This window comes from Herminiimonas sp. KBW02 (assembly GCF_003852535.1).
Lineage (GTDB): Bacteria > Pseudomonadota > Gammaproteobacteria > Burkholderiales > Burkholderiaceae_D > Oxalicibacterium.
Window position 1 is genome coordinate 408,913 of the sequence record NZ_QAJP01000005.1, and the last position, 25,521, is coordinate 434,433.

At 54.5% G+C, this 25,521-nt stretch carries 23 protein-coding genes; 12 read left to right on the plus strand and 11 right to left on the minus strand.

Annotated features, from left to right (window positions below):
• The first annotated feature begins 207 nt into the window (after positions 1-207).
• Both DBR37_RS11345 and waaA read left to right on the plus strand, forming a co-directional pair.
• A complete protein-coding gene (locus DBR37_RS11345) occupies positions 208-1,584 on the plus strand; it encodes a phosphomannomutase/phosphoglucomutase (RefSeq protein WP_124574576.1) in 1,377 nt (458 codons plus the stop codon).
• Between the two features lie 190 nt (positions 1,585-1,774).
• The gene (gene waaA / locus DBR37_RS11350; RefSeq protein ID WP_124574577.1) at positions 1,775-3,043 is read left to right on the plus strand and encodes a lipid IV(A) 3-deoxy-D-manno-octulosonic acid transferase; all 1,269 of its coding nucleotides are present in this window, start codon (positions 1,775-1,777) and stop codon (positions 3,041-3,043) included.
• A gap of 24 nt (positions 3,044-3,067) precedes the next feature.
• Here waaA and DBR37_RS11355 read toward each other — a convergent pair whose 3' ends face one another.
• Complete coding sequence (locus tag DBR37_RS11355; protein WP_124574578.1) at positions 3,068-3,397, minus strand: hypothetical protein; 330 nt, start codon at positions 3,395-3,397, stop codon at positions 3,068-3,070.
• 116 nt (positions 3,398-3,513) lie between these two features.
• Positions 3,514-4,044: a DUF3617 domain-containing protein gene (locus tag DBR37_RS11360; RefSeq protein ID WP_124574579.1), complete on the minus strand. Its 531-nt coding sequence runs from the start codon at positions 4,042-4,044 to the stop codon at positions 3,514-3,516.
• 194 nt (positions 4,045-4,238) lie between these two features.
• On the opposite strand from DBR37_RS11360, the gene DBR37_RS11365 reads away from it, so the two are divergent.
• Positions 4,239-4,535 (plus strand): hypothetical protein, encoded by a 297-nt coding sequence (locus tag DBR37_RS11365; RefSeq protein WP_124574580.1) that lies wholly within the window; start codon positions 4,239-4,241, stop codon positions 4,533-4,535.
• 100 nt (positions 4,536-4,635) lie between these two features.
• Here the strand turns inward: DBR37_RS11365 and DBR37_RS11370 are convergent, their stop codons facing one another.
• Genes DBR37_RS11370 through DBR37_RS11380 form a run of 3 tightly spaced genes read right to left on the minus strand, consistent with a single transcriptional unit; the run spans position 4,636 to position 10,508 of the window.
• Positions 4,636-6,084 carry an efflux transporter outer membrane subunit gene (locus DBR37_RS11370; protein ID WP_304999918.1) on the minus strand — a complete coding sequence of 483 codons (1,449 nt, stop codon included), beginning with the start codon at positions 6,082-6,084 and terminating at the stop codon, positions 4,636-4,638.
• Positions 6,081-9,230 carry an efflux RND transporter permease subunit gene (locus tag DBR37_RS11375; protein WP_124574581.1) on the minus strand — a complete coding sequence of 1,050 codons (3,150 nt, stop codon included), beginning with the start codon at positions 9,228-9,230 and terminating at the stop codon, positions 6,081-6,083. Before DBR37_RS11375 ends, DBR37_RS11370 begins: the two co-directional genes overlap by 4 nt.
• 12 nt (positions 9,231-9,242) lie before the next feature.
• Entirely contained in the window at positions 9,243-10,508 is a 1,266-nt protein-coding gene (locus DBR37_RS11380; RefSeq protein ID WP_124574582.1) for an efflux RND transporter periplasmic adaptor subunit, read from the minus strand.
• Positions 10,509-10,755: 247 nt separating this feature from the next.
• Between DBR37_RS11380 and DBR37_RS11385 the strand changes: the two genes are divergently transcribed.
• The gene (locus tag DBR37_RS11385) at positions 10,756-11,400 is read left to right on the plus strand and encodes a TetR family transcriptional regulator (RefSeq protein ID WP_124574583.1); all 645 of its coding nucleotides are present in this window, start codon (positions 10,756-10,758) and stop codon (positions 11,398-11,400) included.
• A 52-nt stretch (positions 11,401-11,452) separates the two neighbouring features.
• Here the strand turns inward: DBR37_RS11385 and DBR37_RS11390 are convergent, their stop codons facing one another.
• Genes DBR37_RS11390 through DBR37_RS11400 form a run of 3 tightly spaced genes read right to left on the minus strand, consistent with a single transcriptional unit; the run spans position 11,453 to position 13,790 of the window.
• Positions 11,453-12,757 carry a TolC family outer membrane protein gene (locus tag DBR37_RS11390; RefSeq protein WP_124574584.1) on the minus strand — a complete coding sequence of 435 codons (1,305 nt, stop codon included), beginning with the start codon at positions 12,755-12,757 and terminating at the stop codon, positions 11,453-11,455.
• Positions 12,758-12,807: 50 nt separating this feature from the next.
• Positions 12,808-13,131, minus strand: coding sequence for a rhodanese-like domain-containing protein (locus tag DBR37_RS11395; RefSeq protein ID WP_124574585.1), 324 nt, complete (start codon positions 13,129-13,131; stop codon positions 12,808-12,810).
• 8 nt (positions 13,132-13,139) lie between these two features.
• The gene (locus DBR37_RS11400; protein WP_124574586.1) at positions 13,140-13,790 is read right to left on the minus strand and encodes a protein-L-isoaspartate O-methyltransferase; all 651 of its coding nucleotides are present in this window, start codon (positions 13,788-13,790) and stop codon (positions 13,140-13,142) included.
• Between the two features lie 399 nt (positions 13,791-14,189).
• On the opposite strand from DBR37_RS11400, the gene DBR37_RS11405 reads away from it, so the two are divergent.
• The 3 genes from DBR37_RS11405 (at position 14,190) to recQ (ending at position 17,380) form a co-directional block, all read left to right on the plus strand.
• A complete protein-coding gene (locus DBR37_RS11405) occupies positions 14,190-14,456 on the plus strand; it encodes a YkgJ family cysteine cluster protein (RefSeq protein ID WP_124574587.1) in 267 nt (88 codons plus the stop codon).
• A 234-nt stretch (positions 14,457-14,690) separates the two neighbouring features.
• Positions 14,691-15,524: an undecaprenyl-diphosphate phosphatase gene (locus tag DBR37_RS11410; RefSeq protein WP_124574588.1), complete on the plus strand. Its 834-nt coding sequence runs from the start codon at positions 14,691-14,693 to the stop codon at positions 15,522-15,524.
• A gap of 32 nt (positions 15,525-15,556) precedes the next feature.
• The gene (gene recQ / locus DBR37_RS11415) at positions 15,557-17,380 is read left to right on the plus strand and encodes a DNA helicase RecQ (RefSeq protein WP_124574589.1); all 1,824 of its coding nucleotides are present in this window, start codon (positions 15,557-15,559) and stop codon (positions 17,378-17,380) included.
• A gap of 26 nt (positions 17,381-17,406) precedes the next feature.
• Here the strand turns inward: recQ and trmB are convergent, their stop codons facing one another.
• Complete coding sequence (gene trmB, locus DBR37_RS11420; RefSeq protein WP_124574590.1) at positions 17,407-18,123, minus strand: tRNA (guanosine(46)-N7)-methyltransferase TrmB; 717 nt, start codon at positions 18,121-18,123, stop codon at positions 17,407-17,409.
• Positions 18,124-18,343: 220 nt separating this feature from the next.
• On the opposite strand from trmB, the gene DBR37_RS11425 reads away from it, so the two are divergent.
• A complete protein-coding gene (locus DBR37_RS11425; protein ID WP_124574591.1) occupies positions 18,344-18,799 on the plus strand; it encodes a MarR family winged helix-turn-helix transcriptional regulator in 456 nt (151 codons plus the stop codon).
• 196 nt (positions 18,800-18,995) lie between these two features.
• A complete protein-coding gene (locus tag DBR37_RS11430; RefSeq protein WP_124574592.1) occupies positions 18,996-19,421 on the plus strand; it encodes an organic hydroperoxide resistance protein in 426 nt (141 codons plus the stop codon).
• 98 nt (positions 19,422-19,519) lie between these two features.
• Here DBR37_RS11430 and DBR37_RS11435 read toward each other — a convergent pair whose 3' ends face one another.
• Positions 19,520-20,572, minus strand: coding sequence for a hypothetical protein (locus tag DBR37_RS11435; protein ID WP_124574593.1), 1,053 nt, complete (start codon positions 20,570-20,572; stop codon positions 19,520-19,522).
• Between the two features lie 136 nt (positions 20,573-20,708).
• Positions 20,709-22,040, minus strand: a complete 1,332-nt coding sequence (locus tag DBR37_RS11440; protein ID WP_124574594.1) for a serine hydrolase — start codon at positions 22,038-22,040, stop codon at positions 20,709-20,711.
• A gap of 216 nt (positions 22,041-22,256) precedes the next feature.
• Here DBR37_RS11440 and DBR37_RS11445 point away from each other — a divergent pair, with 216 nt between their 5' ends.
• The 3 genes from DBR37_RS11445 to DBR37_RS11455 are packed head-to-tail and all read left to right on the plus strand — an operon-like array spanning position 22,257 to position 25,421.
• A complete protein-coding gene (locus tag DBR37_RS11445; RefSeq protein WP_124574595.1) occupies positions 22,257-23,663 on the plus strand; it encodes a patatin-like phospholipase family protein in 1,407 nt (468 codons plus the stop codon).
• Positions 23,664-23,715: 52 nt separating this feature from the next.
• On the plus strand, positions 23,716-24,780 hold the full coding sequence (locus tag DBR37_RS11450; RefSeq protein WP_124574596.1) for a PAS domain-containing protein: 1,065 nt from the start codon (positions 23,716-23,718) through the stop codon (positions 24,778-24,780).
• Complete coding sequence (locus DBR37_RS11455) at positions 24,777-25,421, plus strand: response regulator transcription factor (protein WP_124574597.1); 645 nt, start codon at positions 24,777-24,779, stop codon at positions 25,419-25,421. Before DBR37_RS11450 ends, DBR37_RS11455 begins: the two co-directional genes overlap by 4 nt.
• The last annotated feature ends 100 nt before the right edge of the window (positions 25,422-25,521 follow it).

The window sequence follows — 25,521 nt, forward strand, 5'->3', positions numbered from 1 at the left end:
CGTGCATGCTGCAATCTGTTTGAAACTAGCAGGCCGGTGTTGTGTCGAACAAGCTCGCTGCGGCCAATGTTGGCCGCAGGAACGACAGCACGGCAGTAAATGAACACTGACGCATGGCATCCTATAAAATGCGTCAGGGCAAGTTGGCCGCCTGGCTAAACGGCAGCGCTGACTGAACACTCAATTGGATAAGGATAACGACTAAATATGCTGACACTCTCGCAAAGCATTTTCAAAGCCTATGACATACGCGGCATTATTGATTCCACGCTGGACGCCGATGTCGCACGTGATATCGGACGCGCTTTCGGTAGTGCGGTACGCGCCAAAGGTGAGCAGGTCGTGGTGCTGGGACGCGACGGACGTTTGTCCGGCCCTGCGCTGGCGAGCGCACTGGCGGAAGGCATGCAGGAAGTCGGTATAGATGTCGTTGACCTCGGTGTGGTTGCAACGCCCATGCTTTACCTCGGCACGCACGTGCTGGATGCACAGTCCGGCATCATGGTGACGGGCAGCCACAATCCGCCTGACTACAATGGTTTCAAAATGGTACTGGCAGGTGAAGCGATTTACGGCGACACCATACAGGCTTTGTACCAGGCTATCGTCAACAAAGAATATGCAGAAGGTAAAGGCAGTTATCGCACTTACGATATCGCCGATGGTTATCAGAACCGGATCGTGAGCGACGTCAAGCTGGCGCGCCCGATGAAGATCGCTATTGATTGCGGTAATGGTGTGGCAGGTGCATTTGCCGGTGACCTGTATCGTGCGATGGGTTGCGAAGTCATAGAATTATTCTGCGAAGTGGACGGCACTTTCCCTAACCATCATCCCGATCCTGCCCATCCGGAAAACCTGCAAGACCTGATCCGTTGTCTGCAGACTACCGATGCAGAGATCGGCCTCGCTTTCGACGGCGACGGTGATCGTCTCGGCCTGGTGACCAAGGATGGCCAGATCATTTATCCGGATCGTCAGTTGATGCTGTTTGCGCAGGATGTATTGACCCGTCATCCGGGCGAACAAATCCTGTATGACGTGAAATGTACCCGCCACCTTGCGCCATGGATTACTGAACGTGGCGGCAAGCCGCTGATGTGGAAAACCGGGCACTCGCTGGTAAAAGCAAAAATGCGCGAGACCGGTGCGCCACTCGGTGGTGAAATGAGCGGTCACGTCTTCTTCAAGGACAGATGGTATGGCTTCGATGACGGCATGTATGCGGGTGCGCGTATGCTGGAATTGCTGAGTCGTGAAAAAGATCCTTCGGCAGTCCTGAATGCCTTGCCGCAATCGGTCAGCACACCGGAATTGCAACTCAAGCTGAAAGAAGGTGAAAGCTTCCCGCTGATCGCCAAACTGCAACGCGAAGCGCAATTCCCCGGTTCGGATCAGATTATCTCTATTGATGGTTTGCGAGTTGAGTATCCGGACGGCTTCGGCCTGGCCCGTTCGTCGAATACCACCCCGGTGATTGTGATGCGCTTCGAGGCAGAGTCGCAAGCAGCCTTGCAGCACATCCAGGCGGAATTCAAACGCGTGATTCTGGCCGCCAAGCCGGATGCGGTATTGCCGTACTAAGTCTGTAGTACAGGGCGCGGCCGGTGCAAAGCCGCTCGCGCCCTCGGCACTTTTTGATAAAACCACACAATCCGGCCTGAACTCCTCACAGAACACGCACTAGTTTCCCGCTGCACGGCATAATACGGCTGACTTATTTAATTTATCCCTTTATGCCAGCGACGCTGCTCTTTCCTTGCCCGGCAATACTATGCGCCTGATTTATTCCCTAGCCTGGTGGTTCGCCTTGCCGCTCGTTTTGTTGCGGCTGTTTGTACGTGGCCGCAAGGAGCCGGGCTACCGCCTGCATATCGCAGAGCGTCTGGGTTTCTATGATGACGTGCCGTATGACGGCAGCACACCCTTGCTGTGGGTGCATGCAGTATCCGTAGGTGAAACGCGAGCGGCGCAACCGCTGATCGACGCCTTGCTGGCGGCTTATCCGGACCATCAATTATTGCTTACGCATATGACGCCGACCGGGCGTGCGACTGGTAAGGATTTATTCGGCAAACAGCCGCGCGTATTGCAAAGCTATTTGCCGTATGACACTGGCTGGATGGTCGGACGTTTTCTGCGTGCTTTTCAGCCGCGTATCTGTGTGCTGATGGAAACCGAAGTGTGGCCGAATGTGATGGCGCAATGTACGCGCTACGATGTGCCGGTGGCTTTGGTGAATGCGCGCCTGTCCGAGCGCTCATTGAAAAAGGCACTGAAATTTCCATCGCTGTTTGTCGAAGCGGCTGCTGCGATGTCCTGCGTGGCGGCGCAGACCGAGAGTGATGCCCAGCGCGTGAAACAACTGGGTGCGCCGGACGTACATGTGACCGGCAGTATTAAATTTGATGTCACGCCACCGCCGGAAATGTTGCAACGTGGGGCATTGCTGCGCACGCAGTTCGGCCCACGCAAAGTGTTTGCCTGCGCCAATACGCGCGATGGTGAAGAAGTACTGATCCTGGATGCCTTGCTGGCTGTGAACCGCCCCGATATCTTGCTGATGATAGTGCCGCGCCATCCGCAGCGTTTCGATGACGTCGCGCATATGGTGCAGGCGCGTGGCTTGTCGCTGGCCAGACGTTCGACTGCCGGGACTGCACCGCTGGACGCGAATGTGCGCGTATTCCTCGGCGATAGCATGGGTGAAATGTTTGCCTATTACTCGGCTTGTGATCTGGCCTTTGTCGGCGGCAGTTTATTGCCGCTGGGCGGACATAATCTGATTGAAGCCAGTGCAGTCGGCAAGCCGGTACTGGTCGGTCCACACACCTTTAACTTTGCCGATGCCGCTGAAAATGCCATCGCCGCAGGTGGTGCGATGCGGGTGGCGAATGCTGCAGATCTGTGGCAGCAGGCGATACGTCTGCTGGACGACGATGTGGCACGGCAGGCGATGGGCCTGAAGGCGCAATACTTTGCACAGCAGCATGGCGGCGCGACCCGCCGCACCATGAGCCTGCTCATGCCGCTCATCAAATAATGAGCGGCTTCAAATCACTTTAAATCAATAGCGGTAGGGATTGTTAGGCCGGCTGTCATAACGATTCGGCACGCCGTCATGGTCGCGATCATGACGATCGTGGTAATGCCTGTGACGATAATGTCTGTCGCCGTAGTAAGGGCGGGGATGGACATAAACCGGACGTGGCTGCACGTATACCGGTTGCGGTTGCACATACACAGGTTGCGGCTGCACATAAACAGGTGGTGGCCCGCCGTAGATCGGGACGCCGATATTCAGGTCAACATCCACGCGTGCCATGGCCGGTGCGGCTGCAAATAGCAAGGTGGCGGCAGCCAATATTCCTGCGCTGATGGTTAAAGATTTATTCATGCTCTGCTCCTTGTACGATGGTTCTATTACAAACCAAGGCCGCAGTCATATCTAGAGTAAATCCGTAATGTTTGTTACGACTTGTATCCGTCATGCCTGAGTTGGATGCGGACAAATCAGTTTGCAGCTTTGCCGACAGGACAGCTTGCAGCCAGCCAACGGCCGCTGGTATTGGCAGATTCATCAACCGCCACACCGCGTACGGATCCTTTGAATGAAGTTTTGCCGCTGAAGCTTTCCGGCGTATTCAAGGTGGCTTCGGCCTTGCCCTGGCCATTTACCTGATCGCTGTTGCACACCAGATCCGCGCTATAACGGTTGTCGACGCGACTGGCGTTGCGTGCCTCACATCCGGACTGGCGATGATAGAAAGAGGGTGGAATGTTTTGCGCGGCCATTTCCGGTGTGATGCAGACTTTGGAAGTGGCTGCACCGTTTTGAATTTTTGGCATGTCAAAGCCATATTGTTTTGCCAGATTGCTCAGATTTTGCATTTGATTTGGTGGAATTTGTTCGACCAGATTCAGCAATTCCGAGCTTGCACTCATTTCCCACAAGCCAGGTTTCATTTGCATCTTGTTTTCTGCAGCATGTGCCCCCATATGGAGCGTCATCAGCAGCATGAGCGAGAGCGGTAATTTACGCATGAACTTTCCTGTTGAGTTTGTATCCGATGTTCGTCTGAGTGTAATCGGGCGGCGAGGTTCAAATCACAGCCGAAACATATCGGCATCAAAAGAAATTACGTCATACGCGCTGATCTTGATCGATATCCCATATCGATGGGATACGAAAAGAACGCGAATACGACGAGAATAGAGACTGAAACGGAGCACACATTATGTCATTTCAATTACCACCGAATGTTACCGCGCAGCGGAAACCCATCTCTGCAACTTCCTACGAATATATTTTGCGTCACAGCGAACTGGGTCAATTGGGCCAGATCATGTTGAGCGCTTGTACATCAGGCAATTGCAAGGTGACGAGTCTGGTAAACGGCCAGCCTGGCGAGCAGTTAACGGAGCAACGTCGCGCCGTGTTTGAACCGCTGGCAAAAACACTGACCGAACAAATCCAAATGACAACCAATTTCCCCAAAGCAGTAGCAGAAAAAAATCAGACTGTTACTGCTTAGCATGTTGATGCAACCCATCAACGGGTAGTCGTCTGTACCTGCGGATGGCAAAAAAAAGGGAGGCCACACAATGGCCTCCCTTTTTTATTGTTGCTGCAGTTTATTTTACTGGTGTCGCTGCCGGTGTTGCCGCCGGTGCAGTTGCCACCGTCGTTTCTACCAGACCACCGCCGAGCGAACGATACAGATCAATCGCATTGGTCAGGCGCAGCAAGCGTGCCTGTACCAGCGTCAACTGCGCCGAGAACAATTCACGCTGTGCATCCAGCACATCCAGCGAACTGGCTATGCCATTCTGGAAGCGTTGCGTAGCAAACTTGTAGCGTTCTGCCTGTGCTTCCTGCACCAGACGCTGTGCATCAATTTGTTCGTCGAGCAGGCTACGCGCAACCAGTGCATCCGATACTTCGCGGAATGCGACTTGTATGCTTTTCTCGTAGTTGGCCACGGCGATGTTTTTGCGCACTTCGGTCAGGTTCAGGTTGGCACGATTACGGCCTGCGTCAAAGATCGGCAGCACCAGTTGCGGTGCAAACGACCATGAACGCGAACCGCCTTCAAACAAGCCGGACAATTCATTGCTGGAGGTACCCAGACCAGCGGTCAGCGAAATGCGCGGGAAGAACGCTGCACGCGCTGCGCCTATGTTTGCATTGGCGGAGAGCAGGGTTTGTTCTGCGCTACGGATGTCAGGACGCTGGGTTAACAGGTCGGACGGCAAACCAGCCGGGATATCGTTCAGAATGTTTTGTGCTGACAGAGGCTGGGCCGGTGGCAAGTCTTTCAATGGCTGTCCGACCAGCAAGGTCAAGGCATTCATTGCCTGTGCACGCTGGCGCATTGCGGCCAGTTCTGACGCACGCGCGGTTTGCATCTGCGCCTCGTCATTACGCAAGTCCAGTGCCGATGATGCACCTACTTCAAAACGCTGTTTCGATAGCTTGTAAGCTTCTGCACGGCTTTCATATGTCTGGCGTGACAGTTCCTGCTGCTCGGCAAACGCACGTTCCGACAGATAGGCTTTGGCGACTTCCGACACCAGGCTGATCTGTGCTGCGCGCTGCGCTTCTTCCGTTGACAGGTAGCTGGCCAGTGCTGCATCGCTCAGGCTACGGACACGACCAAAGAAGTCCAGTTCGAATGCCGCCAGGCCGAGACCGACCTGGTAGTTACTGGTGACCACGCTGCTGCCGGTGTTGCTGATCGAGGCCGGAACGCGTGCCCGCGAGCCGGTCGCGTTGGCATTCAGGGTCGGCAATAAATCTGCCGATTGAATGTTGTACAACGCGCGAGCTTCTTCAATACGCAGTGCCGCTACCCGCAGGTCACGGTTGTTGACGAGCGCGTTGCTGATCAAAACCTGCAGGCGCGGATCGGTAAAGAAGTTGCGCCAGCCGATATCGGCGGCACGTACCTGATTGTTGCCAGCGGAGGATTCAACACCATAATCCGCCGCCACAGGTGCATCAGGGCGCACGTACTTAGGCGCCATCGAGCAGGCGCTCAACACGCCCGCTGCCAATAAGGCCAGGGTTATGCTCTTCATCATAATTCTTCTTCCTCATCACGTGGCTTGCTCGCAGCGTATTTACGACGCTGACGTTCGCTACCTTTGAACATCGTACGAACTACCACAAAGAACACCGGTACCAGGAACACGGCGAATACGGTGGCGGTGATCATGCCGCTCATCACGCCGGTACCGATCGCGCGTTGGCTGGCAGAACCGGCTCCGCTTGCAAGCACCAGCGGCAATACGCCGAGGATGAATGCCAGCGAGGTCATGATGATAGGACGGAACCGCAGATGCACCGCTTCCAGTGTCGCTTCGATCAATCCTTTACCCTGTGCCTGCAAGTCTTTCGCAAATTCGATAATCAGAATCGCGTTCTTTGCAGATAGCCCGACCACCGCAATCATGCCGACCTTGAAGTACACGTCATTCGGCATGCCGCGCAGCGTCACGCCCAACAGTGCACCAAAGATACCGAGCGGCACCACCAGCATCACCGAGAACGGGATGGAGGTGCTTTCATACAAAGCAGCCAGCACCAGGAATACGGCGATCAGCGACAGTGCGTACAGCGCAGGAGCTTGTGAGCCGGAGGTTTTTTCTTCCAGCGACTGACCAGTCCACTCGAAACCGAAACCAGGTGGCAACTTCGCTACCATCGCTTCCATTTCCGCCATTGCTTCACCCGTGCTGCGACCAGGCGCTGCGCCACCGGAAATCTTGACTGCCGGATAACCGTTGTAGCGGATCAGCTGGACCGGACCGATAATCCACTTCGATGTCATGAAGGAGGAGAACGGAACCATGGTGCCTGACGAGCTGCGTGCATACAGGCGAGTCAAATCTTCCGGTTGCAAACGCCCCTTGCTGTCAGCCTGCACGATCACACGTTGTTGACGACCCTGGTTCGGGAAGTCATTCACGTATGACGAGCCGAGTGCTGTCGACAACACGCTATTGATGGTCGCGAACGGCACGCCCAAAGCATTGGCCTTGTCGCGGTCGATATCTACCTGCAATTGCGGTGCATCTTCCAGACCTTCAGGACGCACGCCAGCCAGTACTTTGCTTTGTGCTGCCATACCCAGCATTTGGTTACGTGCTGCGATCAGGGCGTCATGGCCGAGGCCAGCGCGATCCTGCAGACGGAACGTGAAGCCGGTAGCGTTACCCAGTTCAGGAATTGGTGGCGGGTTCAATGGATACACAATCGCGTCCTTGATTCCCATGAAAGCGCCGAAGGCCTTGCCTGCAACCGCATCAGCGGATTCATCCGGGCCACGTTTGCTCCAGTCTTTCAGCGGGGTAAATACCAGACCCGCATTCTGACCGTTACCCGAGAAGCTGAAACCTGCAATCGCAACCACGTGTTCCACTGCCGATTGTTTCAGGTAGTAGTCTTCGATGGTTTTCAGCACTTCCATGGTACGACCGGTGCTGGCGCCTGCCGGCAACTGGACGTTGGTCACGATATAACCCTGGTCTTCGTTAGGCAGGAAGGATGCAGGCAGACGGGCATACAGGATGCCGACGCAAGCCAGGATCAGACCGTAGACCAGCATGTAACGACCGGTCTTGGTCAGCATCTTCGCAACAAAGCCCTGATAACCGGCAGCGGTGCTATTGAAGTGACGGTTAAACCAGCCGAAGAAGCCACGCTTCTCGTGATGGTGGCCGGCTTCCACTGGTTTCAGCAGGGTTGCGCACAGCGCTGGTGTCAGCGTGAACGCCATCAATACCGAGAACACCATCGAAGCAACCATGGACAGCGAGAACTGACGGTAAATCGCACCGACCGCACCACCGAAGAATGCCATCGGGATAAATACCGCGATCAGCACCAGCGTAATACCGATCAGCGCGCCGGTAATCTGGCCCATCGCCTTGCGGGTTGCATCACGTGGCGACAAACCTTCTTCGCTCATGATACGTTCGACGTTCTCCACCACCACAATCGCATCATCGACCAGAATACCGATCGCCAGCACCATACCAAACATGGTCAGCACGTTGATCGAGAAGCCGAACAGCAGCAGGGTTGCAAACGTACCCAGCAATGCGACCGGCACCACGATGGTCGGGATCAATGTATAGCGGATGTTCTGCAAGAACAAATACATCACCAGGAACACCAGGATGATCGCTTCGAACAGTGTTTTAACTACTTCTTCGATCGAGATCTTGACGAACTTGGAGGTATCGTAAGGGATGGTGTACTTCACGCCTGCCGGGAAATACTTCGACAGTTCATCCATCTTCTTGTGCACCGCAGTTGCAGTACCCAGCGCATTTGCGGTTGGTGTCAGCTGTACGCCGATGAACGAACTTGGCTTACCGTCCAGACGACCGGAGGTCGCGTAGGACTGACCACCCACTTCAATACGGGCAACGTCACGCAAGCGTACCGACGAACCGTCCTTGTTGGCACGCAAGATGATATTGCCGAACTGCTCAGGGCTGGTCAGCTGACCATTTACCACCACGGTTGCCGCGATCTGTTGCGTGCTCGGGCTAGGCAAATCGCCCAGCGTACCGCCGGCAACCAGTGCATTCTGGGTCGAGATAGCGCTGCTGACATCCGATGGTGTCAGGTTCAGGCCAACCAGTTTGGTCGGGTCGATCCAGATACGCATCGCACGTTCGGTGCCAAACAATTGTGCCTGGCCGACGCCTGGTACACGTTTGATTTCGTTGAGTACATTACGCGACAGATAGTCACCGAGTGCAACCGGATCCAAAGCGCCGTCGGTCGAAGACAGACCGATAAACAGCAGGAAGTTACTACGCGATTTGGTTACCTGCACACCTTGTTGTGTGACTGCTGCAGGCAAACGTGCTTCCACCCGCTTCAGGCGGTTTTGCACATCGACTGCGGCCAGATCCGGATTGGTGCCTGGAGTGAAAGTCACGGTGATTTGCACGACGCCATTGGCCTGGCTTTGCGATTCGATGTATTGCAAACCATCGGCGCCGTTCATCTCTTGTTCAATCAGGCTGGTAACGCTATCGTCCAGCGTCTGCGCCGTTGCACCCGGATAGGTAGCGGTAACAACGACCTGCGGTGGTGCGATGTTCGGGTACTGCGAAACCGGGAGGCTGGTAATTGCCAGAACACCTGCCAGCATGATGAAGATCGCCAGCACCCAGGCAAAAACCGGGCGGTCAATAAAAAATTTACCCATTACAGTACTCCCTTACTTCGACTTCGGTTGTTCTGCGGTCTTGTCTGCAGGGGCGGGTTGCGCTGGTTTGGCAGCTGCGTCAGCAGCGGGTTTCTCTGCAGGTGCGGCCGGAGCAGCGGCAGGAGCACTACCGGCTGCTGCCGGTTTTTGCCATTGCACTGGTTTCACGGTTGCACCCGGCTGGACTTTTTGCAGGCCTTCAACGATGACCTGGTCACCTTCTTTCAAGCCGTCGGTGATGATCCATGCGGTGCCGCTCGAATTGCCGGTTTTAACAGGACGCGAAGCGACCTTGCCGTCAGCGCCGACCACCATGACTGCGGAGCCACCTGGCGTACGAACCACCGCTTGTTGCGGTACGGTGATCGCGTTTTCGTCAACTGCCTGTTCGATGCGGGCACGTACATACATACCCGGCAGCAGCAAGCCATCAGGATTAGGCACTTCCGCGCGCAGTGTGACCGAACCCGAGGTTTGGTCTACGGTCAGATCGGAGAACAGCAGTTTGCCGGTGCGACCGTATTCCTGGCCGTCATCAGTCACCAGGGTGACCTTGGCCGCACCCTTGCCAGCGCTCTTCAATTTGCCTTCGTCCATGGCACGTTTCAGTTGCAGGACTTCGTTGGCCGATTGCGTCATGTTGATGTAAATAGGATCGATTTGTTGCACGATCGCGAGCGGAGTAACGTCGCCCTGACCAACCAGTGCGCCTTCAGTCACGAGGGCACGACCAATACGGCCGGAGATCGGCGAAGTCACGCTGGCATAACCGAGCGACAGACGTGCGTTTTCGCGTGCTGCCTTGGCTGACGCGAGGTCGGCGATAGCTTGTTTCTCTGCGGCGACGACATCGTCGTATTCCTGTTTGCTGACAGCATTGGTTTCAACCAGCGGTTTATAACGCTTGGCTTTCAGTTCCGCGGTTGCCAGCGTTGCTTCGCTGCGTGCGACTGCGGCGTCGGCACTGTTATAAGTGGCTTGCAATTGGGCCGGGTCGATCTGATATAACAAAGTACCGGCTTTGACATCGCTGCCTTCGCGGAACACACGTTTCAATACAATGCCGGGTACGCGAGCACGTACTTCGGCAACGCGGATCGATTCCATGCGGCCAGGCAATTCATTGGTAACACCCAGTACGCCTGGTTGTACGGTGACGACGGATACTTCTTGTGGGGGTGGGGCTCCGGCTTGTTCGGATTTTGCACCGCAACCGGCGATTGCATAAACAAGGAAGAGGGCGGCGCTAAGGCGTGTCAAACGGGGAAGTGAACTCATAAACATCTCGCACGGTAGGTGGATTGCGCTGTCAGAAAATCAACAGTCCGGTAAAGAAAAGGTAAGGCTGAATTGGGGGCAAATACATTCATTTCTGCGATTTGGCCAGAATGCTCTGCTTTGCTGCTATGCGGTAAGTCGGGTATTATACATACGTTCGCGAATGTATGTATAGGTGGCAATTATTGATTTAGCCAGACACTTAACATACATAAATATTCGAAAATTATGACAGGACTATGATTTTATGGCTCGCTCAACGAAAGAAGAGGCACTGGAAACACGCAACCGCATACTTGATGCAGCGGAAGAGGTGTTTTTTACTCGTGGCCTTGCGCAATCTTCGTTAGCAGATGTTGCAGTTGCAGCAGATGTGACACGTGGTGCGATTTATTGGCACTTCAAAAACAAAAGCGATCTGTTTGAAGCCATGTGCGAGCGCGTGCGTTTGCCTATGGAAACCATGATGACAACGCCGGGCGAAAAATTCGTGCGTGATCCCCTGGGGCATTTACGTCATACCTGGATCTATCTGTTAGGCGATGTCGTCGACAATCCGCGCTCACGCCGGGTACTGGATATCATATTCCTGAAATGCGAATTGGTCGATCACAACGACCCGATCTGGGTGCGTCAACGTGAGTGCCATCGCGAAGGGCTGGAAATGATGGAAGGCATTTTGCGCGAAGCGGTTGCTATCGGGCAATTGCCGGCAGATCTGGATACGCATCTGGCTGTGCTGTGTCTGCATGCCAGCCTGGTTGGCTTGCTGACCGACTGGTTATTTTCACCAGATAGTTTTGAATTGAAAAGAGTGGTCGAACCGCTGGTTGATGCATGTTTGCATAGTTTGCGCAATGCACCATCCTTGCGTCTGAAAAAACCTGAGTAATTAGCTGGGTTATTGCGCCATCAATGAATGGCCGCATACAGGGAGAAATACTTCAGGGCTGGATCAATAAGGTATTGATCTGTGCCAGATCCTGTTCCCGCAACGAGCCGGCCGCCGATTTCAGGCGCAGGCTGTTCATCAGGGTGTCGTAACGCGCTTTCGATAGATCGCGCTGCGTGATGAATAATTGTTGCTGTGCGTTCAGCACATCAATATTAATACGCACCCCTACCTGATATCCCAAACGATTTGATTCCAATGCGGAACGGCTGGAGACTTCCGCCGCTTGCAAGGCTTTGACTTGCGCCAGACCGCTCGTTACACCCAGATATGCCTGTTGCGCATTTTGCGCAGCGCTACGACGTGCGCTTTCCAGATCGGAGCGTGACTTATCTTCCAGTGCAATTGCTTGCCGTACCTTGCTGGTAACAGCGAAGCCGCTAAAGAGTGGAATATTCCACTGCAGGCCGATAGAACTCGTCGCGCCGGTGCCGCTGTTGAGGCTAGGTATGGCGCTGTTGCGCTGGTTGCTGTCACTGCGGCTGGCGACCAGATCAACGGTCGGGTAGTGGCCTGCGCGATTGCGCGTGATGTCGCGCTTGGCAATTTCGAGCGCCAGCTTTTGTTGCAGGACGACGTAATTCTGTTCTTCCGCGCTGCTGACCCAGGCGTTAATCTGCGCTGGTTCCGGCGCATTTAATTCCACACCTTTGCGCAGTATGGCCAATTCCGCTGGTGGCTTGCCGATGATTTGCTGCAGGGCCGTGCGTTTGATCGCGAGATCATTTTGCGCGCCGAATTCCTGGGCAATCACCAGGTCGTAGCGGGCTTGCGCTTCGTGCGTGTCAGTGATGGTGGCGGTGCCGACCTCGAAGTTGCGTTTGGCTGAAGCGAGTTGCTCGCTGATGGCATCTTTCTGTACCAGCAATGCCGCCAGCGTATCCTGCGCGGCCAGTACGTCAAAGTAAGCTTGCGCTACCCGCAGAATCAAATCCTGTTGTACTACTGCGAAGGCGGCTTCACTGGCAGCGACTGCGAGTTTGCTTTGCTCGTAATTTTGCCAGGCTGCGACGTCGAGCAAGGGTTGCGCCAGCGAGATGGTATATCCGTGCGACTTTATATCGGCTACGTTGCCGCGCTGCGCGCGTTGATAGGTGCCGCCAATGCCGATCAGTGGCAAGAGATTGGCGCGACCTTGTACCGATGCTTCCTGGCCTGCACTCAGATTGGCGCGGGCACTGGCGTACACCGCATCATTCACCAGCGCATCCTGATACAGCTGCAGCAAATTGACCGCCTGCGCCTGCAGTGAGAGAAAAGCGCCTGCGATCAATGTGACGAGCTTGGCATTACGCATTGCTTTTCCGATTACTGAGAGGAGTCTAAGGCAGGTAGCGGTGTAAGGAATTAATAGGTAGGCATGGCCGGATCGACTTGCTGCGCCCATGCATGGACGCCGCCGGTCAGATTGGTCACGCGCGAGAAGCCGTTGGCTTCGAGGAAATGTGCAACCCGCAGGCTGCGTGCGCCGTGATGGCAAATGCAAATGATAGATGCATCCCGATCCAGCTGATCCAGCTGGCCGGGGATGGTATTCATCGGCATGGAGACTGAGCCCTGGATTTGGCAGGTTTGTACTTCCCACGGCTCGCGTACATCGAGCAGGAAGGGCGCGGCACCATCCGGTGCCGCAATCAGCGCTGCCAGTTCCGGCGCAGTCAGGTGTTGCATGCTATTCCTTAGAACTTGAATTGCGAAGGTACAGGTGCGTTACGCAGTGGCTTGAGCAGGGTCTCAAACAGGCCGACGGTGCTGTAAGCGACATCCGAAGTACGGGTGATGATTTGTGCGGTCATCGCAGGTGCGCTACCAACCACAGCCAGCAGGCGACCGCCGACTTTGACGTTAGCCAGCAGGCCGGCGGTTACGCTAGGTACCGAGCCGGATACGACAACGACGTCATAGCTTGCATCGCCCCAGCCCTGTACGCCATCGCCCAATTCAACATTGACGTTGCTGATGCCGTAGTCGGCCAGGTTCTTTTCAGCCAGTGCTTTCAGCTCTGGCTCGATTTCAACGGTGGTGACGTGACGTGCCTTGTGGGCCAGCAGTGCCGCCATATAGCCGGAACCAGCACCGATTTCGAGTACGTTTTCGTGTTTTTGTACGGCCAGTTCCTGCATGATGCGAGCTTCAAGCTTAGGCGTCATCATGCTTTCGCTGTTCGACAGCGGGATTTCGCTATCGGCAAAGGCGAGGGCACGGTAGGCGAGCGGAACAAATGCTTCACGCTTTACTACAACCAATAATTCGAGGACGTCCAGATCGAGCACATCCCAAGGACGAATTTGCTGTTCGATCATGTTGAAACGGGCTTTTTCGATGTTCATTTTGTTGGCTCTAGAATAGCTAAATAAGAAAAACAGGCATTTTATCAAATGACGGGCATCTGGCCGCATTTAGATAGTCGATAACAGGCGCAACATAGCTGGCGTAAGCGCTTGCCATGAAGCGGATGGACTTAAGCATTCCAGGGGGAGGCTGCGGTCACGACGTGATCAGTGTTTGCGACACTGTGCTGCACCCGGGCAAATGAATGGCTACACAGCCGGGCATCCGTAATGTAAGCGCCCACCCTGCAAGCGTCAAGCCTGTGAGCCGAATCGGGTGTCTATTTGTGGCGGTAAAGCGCTTTTACAGCTTAAAAGCGGTAATTTCGCCACTTCCCGGTAGAATCACGCCAGTTCTGTCGCGCCTGTCCTGCATCCCTTACCAAGTTAAATTGTCGAATGACTAACGATCTGCATTGCCGTCCCGATTGCGGTGCCTGTTGCACCGCGCCGTCGATTTCATCGGCGATACCCGGCATGCCGAACGGCAAGCCGGCCGGGGTGCGTTGCGTGCAACTGGATGAGCGCAATCTGTGCCGTATCTTTGGTCAACCGGAACGTCCGGCCGTATGCGGTGGTTTGCAGCCGCAAGCGGAAATGTGCGGCAGCTCGCGGGACGAAGCGATGATTTATTTAATGACATTGGAACGATTAACTGCAGCCTGAGTCGGATCGTTAGCGCGCTGAGCAGGTTCTGCTTCCAGTGCGGCAATACGTGCTGTCAGCTCAGCTGACGGCGCGAAATCAGAACAGCGACCTGCGGTCTCGTGGTAACCTTTGAGCCTGCACGATCGCGCTGACTGAAGTGCCGCATGCTGGCCGCTCAGCGCATACGTTGTAACCCGTACGGCGTCACAACCGGCGGGTTTTTTATTACCTCCTCATACTGAACACATCGCCATGGATCCAATTCTCGCGCTCAAAGCCATCATCATGGGCATCGTCGAAGGCTTTACGGAGTTTTTGCCGATTTCTTCGACCGGACATCTGATACTTGCCGGCAGCCTGCTGGATTTCACCGGACCCAAGGTCAAGGTTTTTGAGATTGCGATCCAGACCGGCGCCATGCTGGCAGTGGTGTGGGAATATCGCGCCAAAATTGCCGCGGTGCTGGGTGGTTTGTTTACCGAGCGCAAGGCACAGAAATTTGCACTGAATATTATTATTGCCTTCATGCCGGCCGCCTTGCTGGGTTTTATCTTCGCCAGCAAGATCAAGGAAAAATTGTTCGCGCCGGTACCGGTCGCGATTGCCTTCATCGTCGGCGGCTTCATTATCCTGTGGATAGAAAAACGCAATCGCAATGCGGATTTCGTCGCACGTGTCGAGACTGTCGATGACATGACCATGCTGGATGCACTGAAGGTCGGTTGTGCGCAAGCCTTCGCATTGATTCCGGGTACCAGCCGTTCCGGCGCCAGCATCATAGGCGGCATGTTCTTCGGCCTGTCGCGCAAAGCGGCAACGGAATTCTCTTTCTTCCTCGCGATTCCTACCCTGATGGGTGCAACGGTTTATTCTGTTTATAAAGATCGTGCCTTGCTGTCGATGGCCGATATTCCTTTGTTTGGCCTCGGTGGTTTCGCTGCTTTTGTTTCGGCTTTCCTGTGCGTACGCTGGTTGCTGCGTTACATCAGCACACATGACTTCACCTTCTTTGCGTACTACCGCATCGTGTTTGGCCTGTTTGTATTGCTGAGCGCCTATTACGGCTGGGTAGTGTGGGCGGACTAAATCGCAAGAATGAGCGCATCGAGCAAGACTGAATGAGCAAGACTGACCTCGGCGCGCAGGCGCTGCATATCCTGGAAACCGTTTTTGGCTACTCATCCTTCCGTGGTGAGCAAGCCGAGATCGTGGATGTGGTCGCGCGCGGTGGTGACGCACTGGTGCTGATGCCGACCGGTGGCGGCAAGTCGCTGTGCTATCAGATTCCATCCTTGCTGCGCGACGGCGTGGGCGTCGTGATTTCCCCGTTGATCGCCTTAATGCAGGATCAGGTTGATGCACTGGCCGAAGTCGGCGTGCGTGCCGCCTTCCTCAACTCGACCCAAAGTTTTGAAGAGTCGGTACGCATAGAAAAACGCTTGCGTACCGGCGACCTGGATCTCCTGTATGTCGCACCTGAGCGTTTGATGACGTCGCGTTGCCTGGACATGCTGGAAACCACCAAGGTAGCCCTGTTTGCCATCGACGAAGCGCATTGCGTGTCGCAATGGGGGCATGACTTCCGTCCCGAATACATACGTCTGTCGGTATTGCACGAGCGCTTCCCGCAGGTGCCGCGTATCGCATTGACGGCGACCGCCGATCATCAGACTCGTGCTGAAATTGCTCATCGTTTGCAGCTGGATGATGCGCGCATGTTTGTCTCTTCCTTTGACCGGCCGAACATCCGCTACCAGATTGTGGAAAAAGCCAACGGCCGCAAACAGGTGCTGGACTTCATAGAAAGCGAGCATCCCGGCGATGCCGGTATTGTCTACTGCCTGTCACGCAAAAAGGTCGAAGAGACCGCCGAATTCCTCAATGAAAACGGTATCACGGCCTTGCCGTATCACGCCGGCATGGACTTCGCTACGCGCAGCAAAAACCAGGCGCGTTTCCTGCGTGAAGAAAACATCGTGATGGTAGCGACCATTGCGTTTGGTATGGGTATAGATAAACCGGACGTGCGCTTCGTTGCGCATCTGGATTTGCCGAAAAGCATAGAAGGCTATTACCAGGAAACCGGACGCGCCGGCCGCGATGGCGGTGCCGCGAATGCCTGGATGGCTTACGGCTTGCAGGACGTGGTGCAGCAGCGCCGCATGATAGATGAGTCGGAGGCTGACGATAGCTTCAAGCGGGTACAAAGCGTCAAGCTGGACGCGATGCTGGGTTTATGCGAGACGCTGCATTGCCGCCGCGCGCGTTTGCTGGATTACTTCGGTCAGACGGCGACGCCTTGCGGTAACTGCGATACCTGCCTGAATCCGCCGCGCTCTTTTGATGCGACTGTCGAAGTGCAGAAATTACTATCGACGATATACCGTGTCGGCCAGCGTTTCGGCGCGATGCATGTGCTGGATGTATTGCGTGGCGTCGACTCAGACAAGATCAAGCAGTGGCAGCATGAAGAAGTGTCTACCTTTGGCATCGGCTCTGATCGCAGCGAAGCCGAATGGCGCGCTATCTTGCGTCAGTCGATAGCATTGGGTCTGGTCAGTGTTGATCATGAATCGTATGGCGCGCTCAAGCTGACCGAAGCGGCACGTCCGGTACTGAAGGGCGGCGAAAAAGTACAGTTGCGTGAATACCAGAAGCCGCTTAAATCCAAGCGTGCCAGCAGCAAGCCCAAAGGTTTTGTGGAAACCGATTTGTCGGCGGCGGAGCAGGCTGTATTCGAGAAGTTGCGCTGGTGGCGCATGGAAACGGCGCGCAAGCACAATGTACCCGCGTATGTCATTTTCCATGACGCGACGATGCGCGAGATCGCCAAGGCGCAACCAGCGTCGCTGGATGATTTGCGCGGTGTCAGCGGGGTCGGTGAAAAGAAACTGGAAACCTACGGTGCAGATATCGTGGCCCTGATTGCCGAGATGAGCTGAGGCCAGCCCGGTTCAGGAACGCGGATTTATTTTTTCTCGAACACCAGATCCCACACGCCGTGACCTAACTTCAAGCCACGGTTTTCAAACTTGGTAACAGGGCGGTAGTCCGGCCGTGGCGCATAGCCATCAGCCGTATTTTTCAAGCTCGCCTCACCACTCAATACTTCCAGCATTTGTTCTGCATATTCCTGCCAGTCGGTAGCGCAATGCAGATAGCCACCTTTTTTAATGCGTGACGACAGCAGCTCGACCAACGGCGGCTGGATCAGGCGACGCTTGTTGTGTCGCGCTTTGTGCCACGGGTCAGGGAAGAACACATGCACACCTGCCAGTGATTCCGGCGCGATCATATTGGTCAGCACTTCAAATGCATCGTGCTGGATGACGCGCAGATTGCTGAGGTTTTGTTCACCGATCAGCTTGAGCAAGCTGCCGACGCCGGGCGTATGTACTTCGACGCCGATGAAATTTTTCTCCGGCATACCGGCAGCGATTTTGGCGGTGGTTTCACCCATGCCGAAGCCGATTTCAAAAATCGTCGGCGCAGTGCGGCCGAAGGCCTGGTCTATATCCAGTGGTGCTTTGTTGTACGGAATAAAAAACTGCGGTCCCAGTTCTTCGATGGCGCGCGCTTGTGCAACTGACAGGCGACCGGCGCGTGTCACGAAGCTGCGGATGCGGTGCTCGGTCGGATCGTAGAAAAGGGGCTTTTTGCCGTCGTCGGCTGTGTGATCGGTCATGCTGGATATCTTCTGTGCAGGAAATAAATTGCGCACTTGCCTTGGAGAAAAGCCCAAAACGGCTTACGCCAAGTGCGCTGGCGGGGCGTATTGTACCGTGCAGGCATAGTTCCGGCCTTATTCCCGTTGATTTATGCGTGTGAACGGCAAGTAGTGGTACTACAATATTTATCTTAAAAATAGCTTGCAATTAAATAGCTTGCTATATATTATTCGTTTCATGAAATCGAAATCCGCAAAAACCGATAACGCGCCACGGCTGGATAATCAGCTTTGCTTTGCGCTTTACTCTACGTCATTGGCGATGAGCAAGGTTTATCGCAAGCTCTTGCCGCGGCTCGGCCTGACCTATTCGCAGTATCTGGTCATGATGGTGTTGTGGGAGCAGGATGAATTGACGGTGTCGGATATAGGCGAACGTCTGTTCCTCGATTCTGCCACGCTCACGCCTTTGCTCAAGCGGATGGAAGCAGCAGAACTGATTACCCGTGTACGGGCAGCAAATGATGAGCGCCAGGTCATTATCACGCTGACCCAAAGCGGTGATGCCTTGCGCAGCAAAGCGCTGGAAATGCAGGGTGAAGTATTGTGTGCGACGGCATGCAGCCTGGATGAAGTCGTGGCGATGAAAGAACAGCTGATCGCCTTGCGCGGCAAGCTGGCTGGAAATGGCTAGGTTTTAAAGCTGATTTTTAAAAATTCGTGGGGCAGGTGTATAAATGTCCCATTAATACTTGTATTTATATAGTGCGCTATTTAATAGTTTGCAATTAATAGGCTTGTAACTTTTGTTTTGTAATTTCGGTATGCAGCGAGCCGTATAGATTAAATCGCTGAATTTCTTAAATGATGCAACCTTCAGGAGAATGACCATGTCGATCGAAAAAGTCCTTTACCGCGCTCACGCAACTGCAACCGGTGGCCGTGACGGCCGTGCCGTTTCATCCGATGGCGTACTGGACGTCAAATTGGGTACACCGAAAGAACTCGGCGGTGCTGGCGGCGCCGTTACCAATCCGGAACAATTGTTTGCCGCTGGTTATTCGGCTTGCTTCCTGGGCGCGTTGAAGTTCGTCTCTGCCCGTGAAAAAATCGCCTTCCCGGCAGATGGCTCGGTACAAGGCAATGTCGGCATTGGTCAAATCCCGACCGGCTTCGGTATCGAAGTGGAACTGCAAATCAATCTGCCAGGCCTGGATCGCGCAGTGGCACAAGGCCTGATCGAGAAAGCACACATCGTTTGCCCATACTCGAACGCGACCCGCGGCAACATTGACGTGACGCTGACCCTGGTGTGATAGCACTCAATTAGTTTACAAGCGCTGCAACGAAAAACGGACTTGCTGAGGCAGGTCCGTTTTTTTATGTGTCTGAAGGAAGACGTGACTACGTCGGTTTAGCTGACTTGCCACGCACCGTCGCTATAAACGACTTCATCATCGAGATAGACCGCATCTGTCACTGCAAACACATCGACGTGATAGCGCGCGGTGGCACGCCGGATGAGTGCTTTGTTGTAGACACCGTGTTTGGCGCCGAGTGACAAATGGATGCCGCACATGCGTTCATAGGTGCCGATGTCATCCACCAGGCATGTGCGAGAAAACGCGCGGTTCATGCCGAAGCCAAGTTCACGTAACCAGACTTCGCCTTCGTCGGCGCGGATGTTGGCCATGACCTGGTCGAAGGCTGGGGTAGAGTCGATGACACCTGTCACGCGTCCATGATCGATAACAAGGGTAATCGGGTGTTCTGGTTTGTTGACACGGAATGCGGTGTCGCCAAAAACGAAGATTTTTACCTTGCCATGTACGGCTTCCAGATCGCGCGCTTCAGTGAATACTTCGCCTATCGGGAACTGGCCGCCGACGTTATTCATTTCGCTGTAGTCGCCGATGTTCAGTTTGGCCGGCTCGAACGGTGATGCAAAATGCAGGCGTGCACCGTCGCCTTCCACCGCACCACTGCTGGCTTTATCTATGCGCGCTTTCAGGGCCTGCCCGACGCCGCGGTAGTAGTCCTGATCGTAGGCCAGCGATGCGATGTAATGCAGTGCCTGCGTGCCCGTCATGCGCGACAGGTGTGGATGTTCTATGACCTTGAGTCCGCGTTTGAAGAGTTCGACGCGGATGCGGAACGCCTCGAGGCGGAAGTTGGTGGACTGGATTAATACCACCAGATCACCGGCCTGCAGTTCGGCAAATGCAGCGAGTACATGTTCCGGGCTGGTACTGTCAAAGTCTATGAATTGTGCACCCGGTAGGTTACGTCGGTAAGCCTCGCTCAATGTGCGTGACAATTCACTGCGCGTATCCATGACGACCAGTGCGGCATGTCCGGGTGTATGTTGTATCGCCAGCGCCAGGACGTCGCGCAAGTGTTTTTCTGCGTCGTCTATGGTGAGGTCGCTAATCGTGCTGCTGGCGGTATGCGCGTTGGGGCTGGTCATCGAATGTTGCTCGGCAAAGGAAGGAGCAAGGCGTATGTCGGTACATGGCAAACGAATAACGGTATGTTAGCGTCTGGGCAAGCCGGCACAGCGATGCGGTGACGCATGTTACACCATGCGCCACCGTGACAGAGCATCAGCGCGGATGGGCGAGCAGGTGTTGTGCCAGCGCGTGGTAGGCGGGGAGTGAGGTCGGGTCGTTGGCCGCGTTGCCGGCGACCGGATTGGATGCAAAGCGCACGATGACCATCTCCGCCTTCGGATCGATGTAGATGGTTTGTCCATGTACGCCACGGGCTGTGTAGGCGCCGTCTTCATTGTGCGTGACCCACCACATATTGCGGTAGCTCCAGCCGGGTAAGAGTGTGTAGCCGGCCTTGGCGAAAGCTTCTTTGTCGCCGCCGCGACGAATGTCGTCGACCACTGATTTCGGTACGATTTGCTGGCCGTTGTAGCGACCGTTGTTGCGCAACATTTCGCCAAAGCGGGCGAGGTCGCGCAATCCCGCATTGAAGCCGCCACCTGCGAACGGTGTGCCTATGGAATCGACAGTAAAGTAGGCGTCCTGTTCAGCGCCTAGGCGCCGCCAGATTCGTTCGGATAACAGTTCCGCAACATTGCGTCCGCTCACGCGTGCAATGACCCAGCCCAGCACGTCGGTATTCACGGTCTTATAACCGAAGGCGGCACCATGCTGTCCTTGTGGCTGCACGGTTTGCATGAATTCGTAATAACTGCGCGGACCAGTGTAATCCCTGGGTTTGGGCAAGGGATTGCCGGCCTGTGCATGCGCCCAGACTTCGGCATTCGGATCGGCATAGTCTTCACTGAATTTCAGACCAGTAGTCATATCCAGCACTTGGCGTATGGTCGCGTTGCCAAAGGCGGATTGGGTCAGTTCAGGCACGTAATCGGCGACGCGTTTGCCGGCGTCGATACGTCCTTCAGCAACCAGTGTCGCACCCATGATACCGATCACGGATTTGGTCACCGACATCGCGCCATGCTGGCCATCCGCTTTCAAGACGCCGAAGTAGCGTTCATACACAACGCGCCCTTTATGCAGCACGACGATGCCATCGGTATAGTTGGCCGCGAGTGATTCTTGCCATGTCATGCCAGGTTTGCCGTTCAGTGGCATAAAGCGCACATCGTCTATATCGTTACGTAATGCGCGCGGCAAGGCCACAGGTGCTGATAATCCACGCGAGACGTTCATGGTCGGCATCAGCTGGCGGAAATTGGATACGCTCCAGCGTATAGCCGGGAACTGGAAATAACTACCGTCTTCGAAACGCAGTGTGCGATCAGGTGGCGGCGGTGCACCCACCATCCAGCCCATTCTGGCCGGATCGCTGGCTGTGGCGTCGGGGAAGTTGGGTTTATCGTCGGCATGGGCGCTGCTGTACAGGCTGCAAGCAAGAAGGATGGTGATGATGGAAGTGCGTTGCATACGTGTTTTCAACATAATGTCCGCCGTTTCTGTGGGGGTAATGTGCTTGCAGCCGGGTAGGCATATCGACCATATACTGCCTGATTTCATGCATCAGTAACGGATATTGCAGAAAAAGGTCGGTGTGACCGGTCAATTTGCACGTAGCAATTGGCATCGCAGAAATAGATACACTCATCGATATAATGCTGATCAACTGTTCCTTCCTCTAACCCAGCAACGCAAAAAATAATGCATACCAAACGTTCCAGCCTGTGGCATACCGCATCCTTATTGGCGTTTAGCGCGTTACTGGCTGGTTGCAGCAGCCTGGTGCAATACAACATCAATGAACCGCTGACCGAGTACAAGCCGGATCACGGTTACACCATCAAGTCGATAGACCTTGCGCCCGGCGACAGCAAGATGTTTATGGTGGTGCTGTTTTCCGGTGGCGGTGCGCGTTCGGCTGCTTTGGGCTATGGTGTGCTGGAAGAACTGGCACGCAATAAGTTTCTGCAGAATGGCAAAACCAAACGTCTGTTCGATGAAGTTGACCTGGTCTATGGCGTGTCCGGAGGCTCCATACTTGCCGCCTACTATGGTTTGCATGGGCAGGATGTCTTCCCCAGTTTTAATGACAGGTTCCTGAATCTGGATTTCCAGGACAAGATCGTCAGCCAGATTATTTCCTTTTCCAATCAGTGGCGGCTGACTTCGCCGCGCTTTGGCCGCTCTGATTTGCTGGAAGAGCAGCTGGACGAAGTTCTGTTTGATAAAAAGACTTTCTCCGATCTGAAAAAAAAGAAACGCAAAGGTCCGTTGACCATCATTAGCGCCACCGATATGTCTTCCGGTGCGCGTTTCGACTTTATTCAGGAGACCTTCGATTTCCTGTGTTCCGATTTGAACCGCTTCCCGATCTCACGTGCAGTGGCTGCTTCGAGTGCGGTGCCTTTATTGTTCTCGCCGATTACCTTGTGGAACTATGCCGGTACCTGTGACTTCCACGTACCCGATACCCTGATGGCAGCGGCAGACAATAAAAACCGTGGGCGAATAGCCGCAGTCTCACGCACGCGTGCCAAAGAATTATTCAGTTATCTGGATCCGATCAAACGGCCTTACATCCATCTGCTGGATGGCGGCTTGTCCGACAATCTCAGCATACGCAGCATCCTGGATATGGAAGCGCTGGTCGGCAGCGAAGAGGTCAGACAAGACTTCCGTCTGGACGAAATGGAGAAGCTGGTGCTGGTGGTCGTGAATGCGCAAAACAATCCTGAGAACACGATAGACCAGAGCGCCGATGTGCCGGGCTGGCGCGATGTGATACGTGCGATCAGCGATATACCGATAGCGCGCTATACACAGGAAACCGAGCTGGCAATGCAGTCGTCGATAGAGCGCTGGCAGGAAGCAGGCCGCTTGCGCGCCGAGAAAAACCACACTGCACCTCCTTCGGTTTACTACATCAATGTCTCGCTGAAAAATATGACGAATGAAGAAGCCAGGACCGATTTGCTGAATGTGCCGACTTCTTTATATCTGCCGAAAAAAACCGTACGTGAGTTACGTGCAGCAGCGACCACACTCTTGCATGAGTCGCCCGAGTTCCAGCGTTTGCTGAAAGATATTTCCGCTAAACAGGACGATTGAGCGGCATACTCACATCTATATATGAAATGAGTTCCAGTAAACGAGGTGCAGCATGGGCAAGGATGATGAATTGCAAAAAGCGATTCTGAACAACATTCCCGATCAGGCATGGCTGAAAGATAAAGATTCCCGCTACATCCTGGTGAATGAAGCGTTCATCGCGGCATGTCGTTTGCCGGAAAGTGAAATCCTGCATAAAACCCCGGCCGACGTGTGGCCCGAAGAATGGGGCAACAAATACATAGACACCGACAAACGCGTGATGGAGCAGGGTGAGCGTTTGCGCTATGAAGAATGGCGGCATACCGAGGACGGCACCTTACGCTGGTATGACACGATCAAGACGCCGATCCGTAATGAGCAGGGCGAGGTAATCGGTACCACCGGCATCTCGCGTGATATCACCGACCGCAAAATGGCCGAGCAGGAATTACTCGCTTCGCGTACTCAATTGCGTGAGCTGTCGGCTTATCTGCAAGTGGTGCGCGAAGAAGAGCGCACGCGTATTTCACGTGAATTGCATGATGAACTGGGGCAAGCGTTGACGGCGATTCGTATCGGCCTCAGCGTGATAGAAACCCAGCACGAAATGCACGACGATGAATGGCTCAAGAGTTTGGCCGGATTAAAGAAAATCGCTGACTCTACCGTAGAGTCGGTACAGCGCATCGCTGCCGATTTACGCCCGTTGATTCTGGATGAACTCGGTTTGTTGCCAGCGATAGACTGGTTGCTGGAGACTTTCTCTGAAACCAGCGCGATTACCTATGAATTGAGTTTGCCGGCGACACCGCTGGACTTCAGCCGCGAAGCGAGTACTGCTATATTTCGCATCCTGCAGGAATCGCTGACCAATATCAGTCGTCATAGCCAGGCGACGCTGGTAGTGGTCGCGCTGAAAGAAACAAAAGATTTCATCACGATGAAAATTACCGATAATGGCAGCGGTATCGATAGTTCGGTATCGCGGCAAAACAGCCTGGGTTTGCTCGGCATGCGTGAGCGTGCCCTCATGCTGGGTGGCAAATTGCGGATACAAAGTCGTACCGGGTCCGGTACCAGCGTCGAGCTGCGTATCCCGAAAACCAGTGCCGCGCTTGCGGGAGAAAGAAAATGATACAAATATTGATTGCTGATGACCATGCCATCATCCGTGACGGCCTGAAGCAAATCATTTCTTTCGTGTCGAATATGGCGGTGGCTGGTGAAGCATCGAACGGCGAAGAAGTGCTGCAAAAAATTCGCGCGCTGAAGCTCGATGTACTGGTGCTGGATATGTCCATGCCGGGCAAGAGCGGAATAGCGCTGATCCAGCAAATCAATGCGATCAAACCGGACTTGCCGATACTGGTACTGAGCATGCATCAGGAGAGCCAGTATGCGGTGCAGGCGATGCGTGCCGGTGCGTCCGGCTACATCACCAAGAATACGGCGTCGAGCCAGCTGATCGAAGGAATACGCAAGGTGGCAGAGGGCGGAACCTTTGTGTCGCCGGAGATTTCCGCCAAGTTGATCAAGCAGTTACACAAGCCGGAAACGGATTTGCCGCATACCAAGCTGACGGCGCGGGAATTTCAGATTTTCAGCATGCTGGTGGAAGGTCATTCGGTCAACGACATCGCCAAAATATTGTCGCTTAGCAACAAAACTATCAGTACCCACAAAGCTGCCGTTTTACAAAAAATGGAAGCTTCCACCACCGCCAGCCTGGTGTATTACGCGCTGAAACACGGTTTGATCAATGAGGGGTACGATTGAACCGTGAGCACGCCAAGAAGCCTAGGAAAATCCCTAGATTCGAATCAGGGAATCCTGATTCCCACCTGAGGCATTGATCTTTATGCTCATCTTCCATGAA

Coding starts and splice junctions, on each gene's coding strand:
- DBR37_RS11440 (WP_124574594.1), bottom strand. CDS start 22,040: ATGTTGAAAACACGTATGCAACGCACTTCCATCATCACCATCCTTCTT.
- DBR37_RS11445 (WP_124574595.1), top strand. CDS start 22,257: ATGCATACCAAACGTTCCAGCCTGTGGCATACCGCATCCTTATTGGCG.
- DBR37_RS11405 (WP_124574587.1), top strand. CDS start 14,190: ATGACTAACGATCTGCATTGCCGTCCCGATTGCGGTGCCTGTTGCACC.
- DBR37_RS11425 (WP_124574591.1), top strand. CDS start 18,344: ATGAAATCGAAATCCGCAAAAACCGATAACGCGCCACGGCTGGATAAT.
- DBR37_RS11375 (WP_124574581.1), bottom strand. CDS start 9,230: ATGGGTAAATTTTTTATTGACCGCCCGGTTTTTGCCTGGGTGCTGGCG.
- trmB (WP_124574590.1), bottom strand. CDS start 18,123: ATGACCGATCACACAGCCGACGACGGCAAAAAGCCCCTTTTCTACGAT.
- DBR37_RS11400 (WP_124574586.1), bottom strand. CDS start 13,790: ATGAACATCGAAAAAGCCCGTTTCAACATGATCGAACAGCAAATTCGT.
- DBR37_RS11435 (WP_124574593.1), bottom strand. CDS start 20,572: ATGACCAGCCCCAACGCGCATACCGCCAGCAGCACGATTAGCGACCTC.
- DBR37_RS11345 (WP_124574576.1), top strand. CDS start 208: ATGCTGACACTCTCGCAAAGCATTTTCAAAGCCTATGACATACGCGGC.
- DBR37_RS11385 (WP_124574583.1), top strand. CDS start 10,756: ATGGCTCGCTCAACGAAAGAAGAGGCACTGGAAACACGCAACCGCATA.
- DBR37_RS11410 (WP_124574588.1), top strand. CDS start 14,691: ATGGATCCAATTCTCGCGCTCAAAGCCATCATCATGGGCATCGTCGAA.
- recQ (WP_124574589.1), top strand. CDS start 15,557: ATGAGCAAGACTGACCTCGGCGCGCAGGCGCTGCATATCCTGGAAACC.
- DBR37_RS11455 (WP_124574597.1), top strand. CDS start 24,777: ATGATACAAATATTGATTGCTGATGACCATGCCATCATCCGTGACGGC.
- DBR37_RS11360 (WP_124574579.1), bottom strand. CDS start 4,044: ATGCGTAAATTACCGCTCTCGCTCATGCTGCTGATGACGCTCCATATG.
- DBR37_RS11395 (WP_124574585.1), bottom strand. CDS start 13,131: ATGCAACACCTGACTGCGCCGGAACTGGCAGCGCTGATTGCGGCACCG.
- waaA (WP_124574577.1), top strand. CDS start 1,775: ATGCGCCTGATTTATTCCCTAGCCTGGTGGTTCGCCTTGCCGCTCGTT.
- DBR37_RS11390 (WP_124574584.1), bottom strand. CDS start 12,757: ATGCGTAATGCCAAGCTCGTCACATTGATCGCAGGCGCTTTTCTCTCA.
- DBR37_RS11430 (WP_124574592.1), top strand. CDS start 18,996: ATGTCGATCGAAAAAGTCCTTTACCGCGCTCACGCAACTGCAACCGGT.
- DBR37_RS11365 (WP_124574580.1), top strand. CDS start 4,239: ATGTCATTTCAATTACCACCGAATGTTACCGCGCAGCGGAAACCCATC.
- DBR37_RS11380 (WP_124574582.1), bottom strand. CDS start 10,508: ATGAGTTCACTTCCCCGTTTGACACGCCTTAGCGCCGCCCTCTTCCTT.
- DBR37_RS11370 (WP_304999918.1), bottom strand. CDS start 6,084: ATGATGAAGAGCATAACCCTGGCCTTATTGGCAGCGGGCGTGTTGAGC.
- DBR37_RS11450 (WP_124574596.1), top strand. CDS start 23,716: ATGGGCAAGGATGATGAATTGCAAAAAGCGATTCTGAACAACATTCCC.
- DBR37_RS11355 (WP_124574578.1), bottom strand. CDS start 3,397: ATGAATAAATCTTTAACCATCAGCGCAGGAATATTGGCTGCCGCCACC.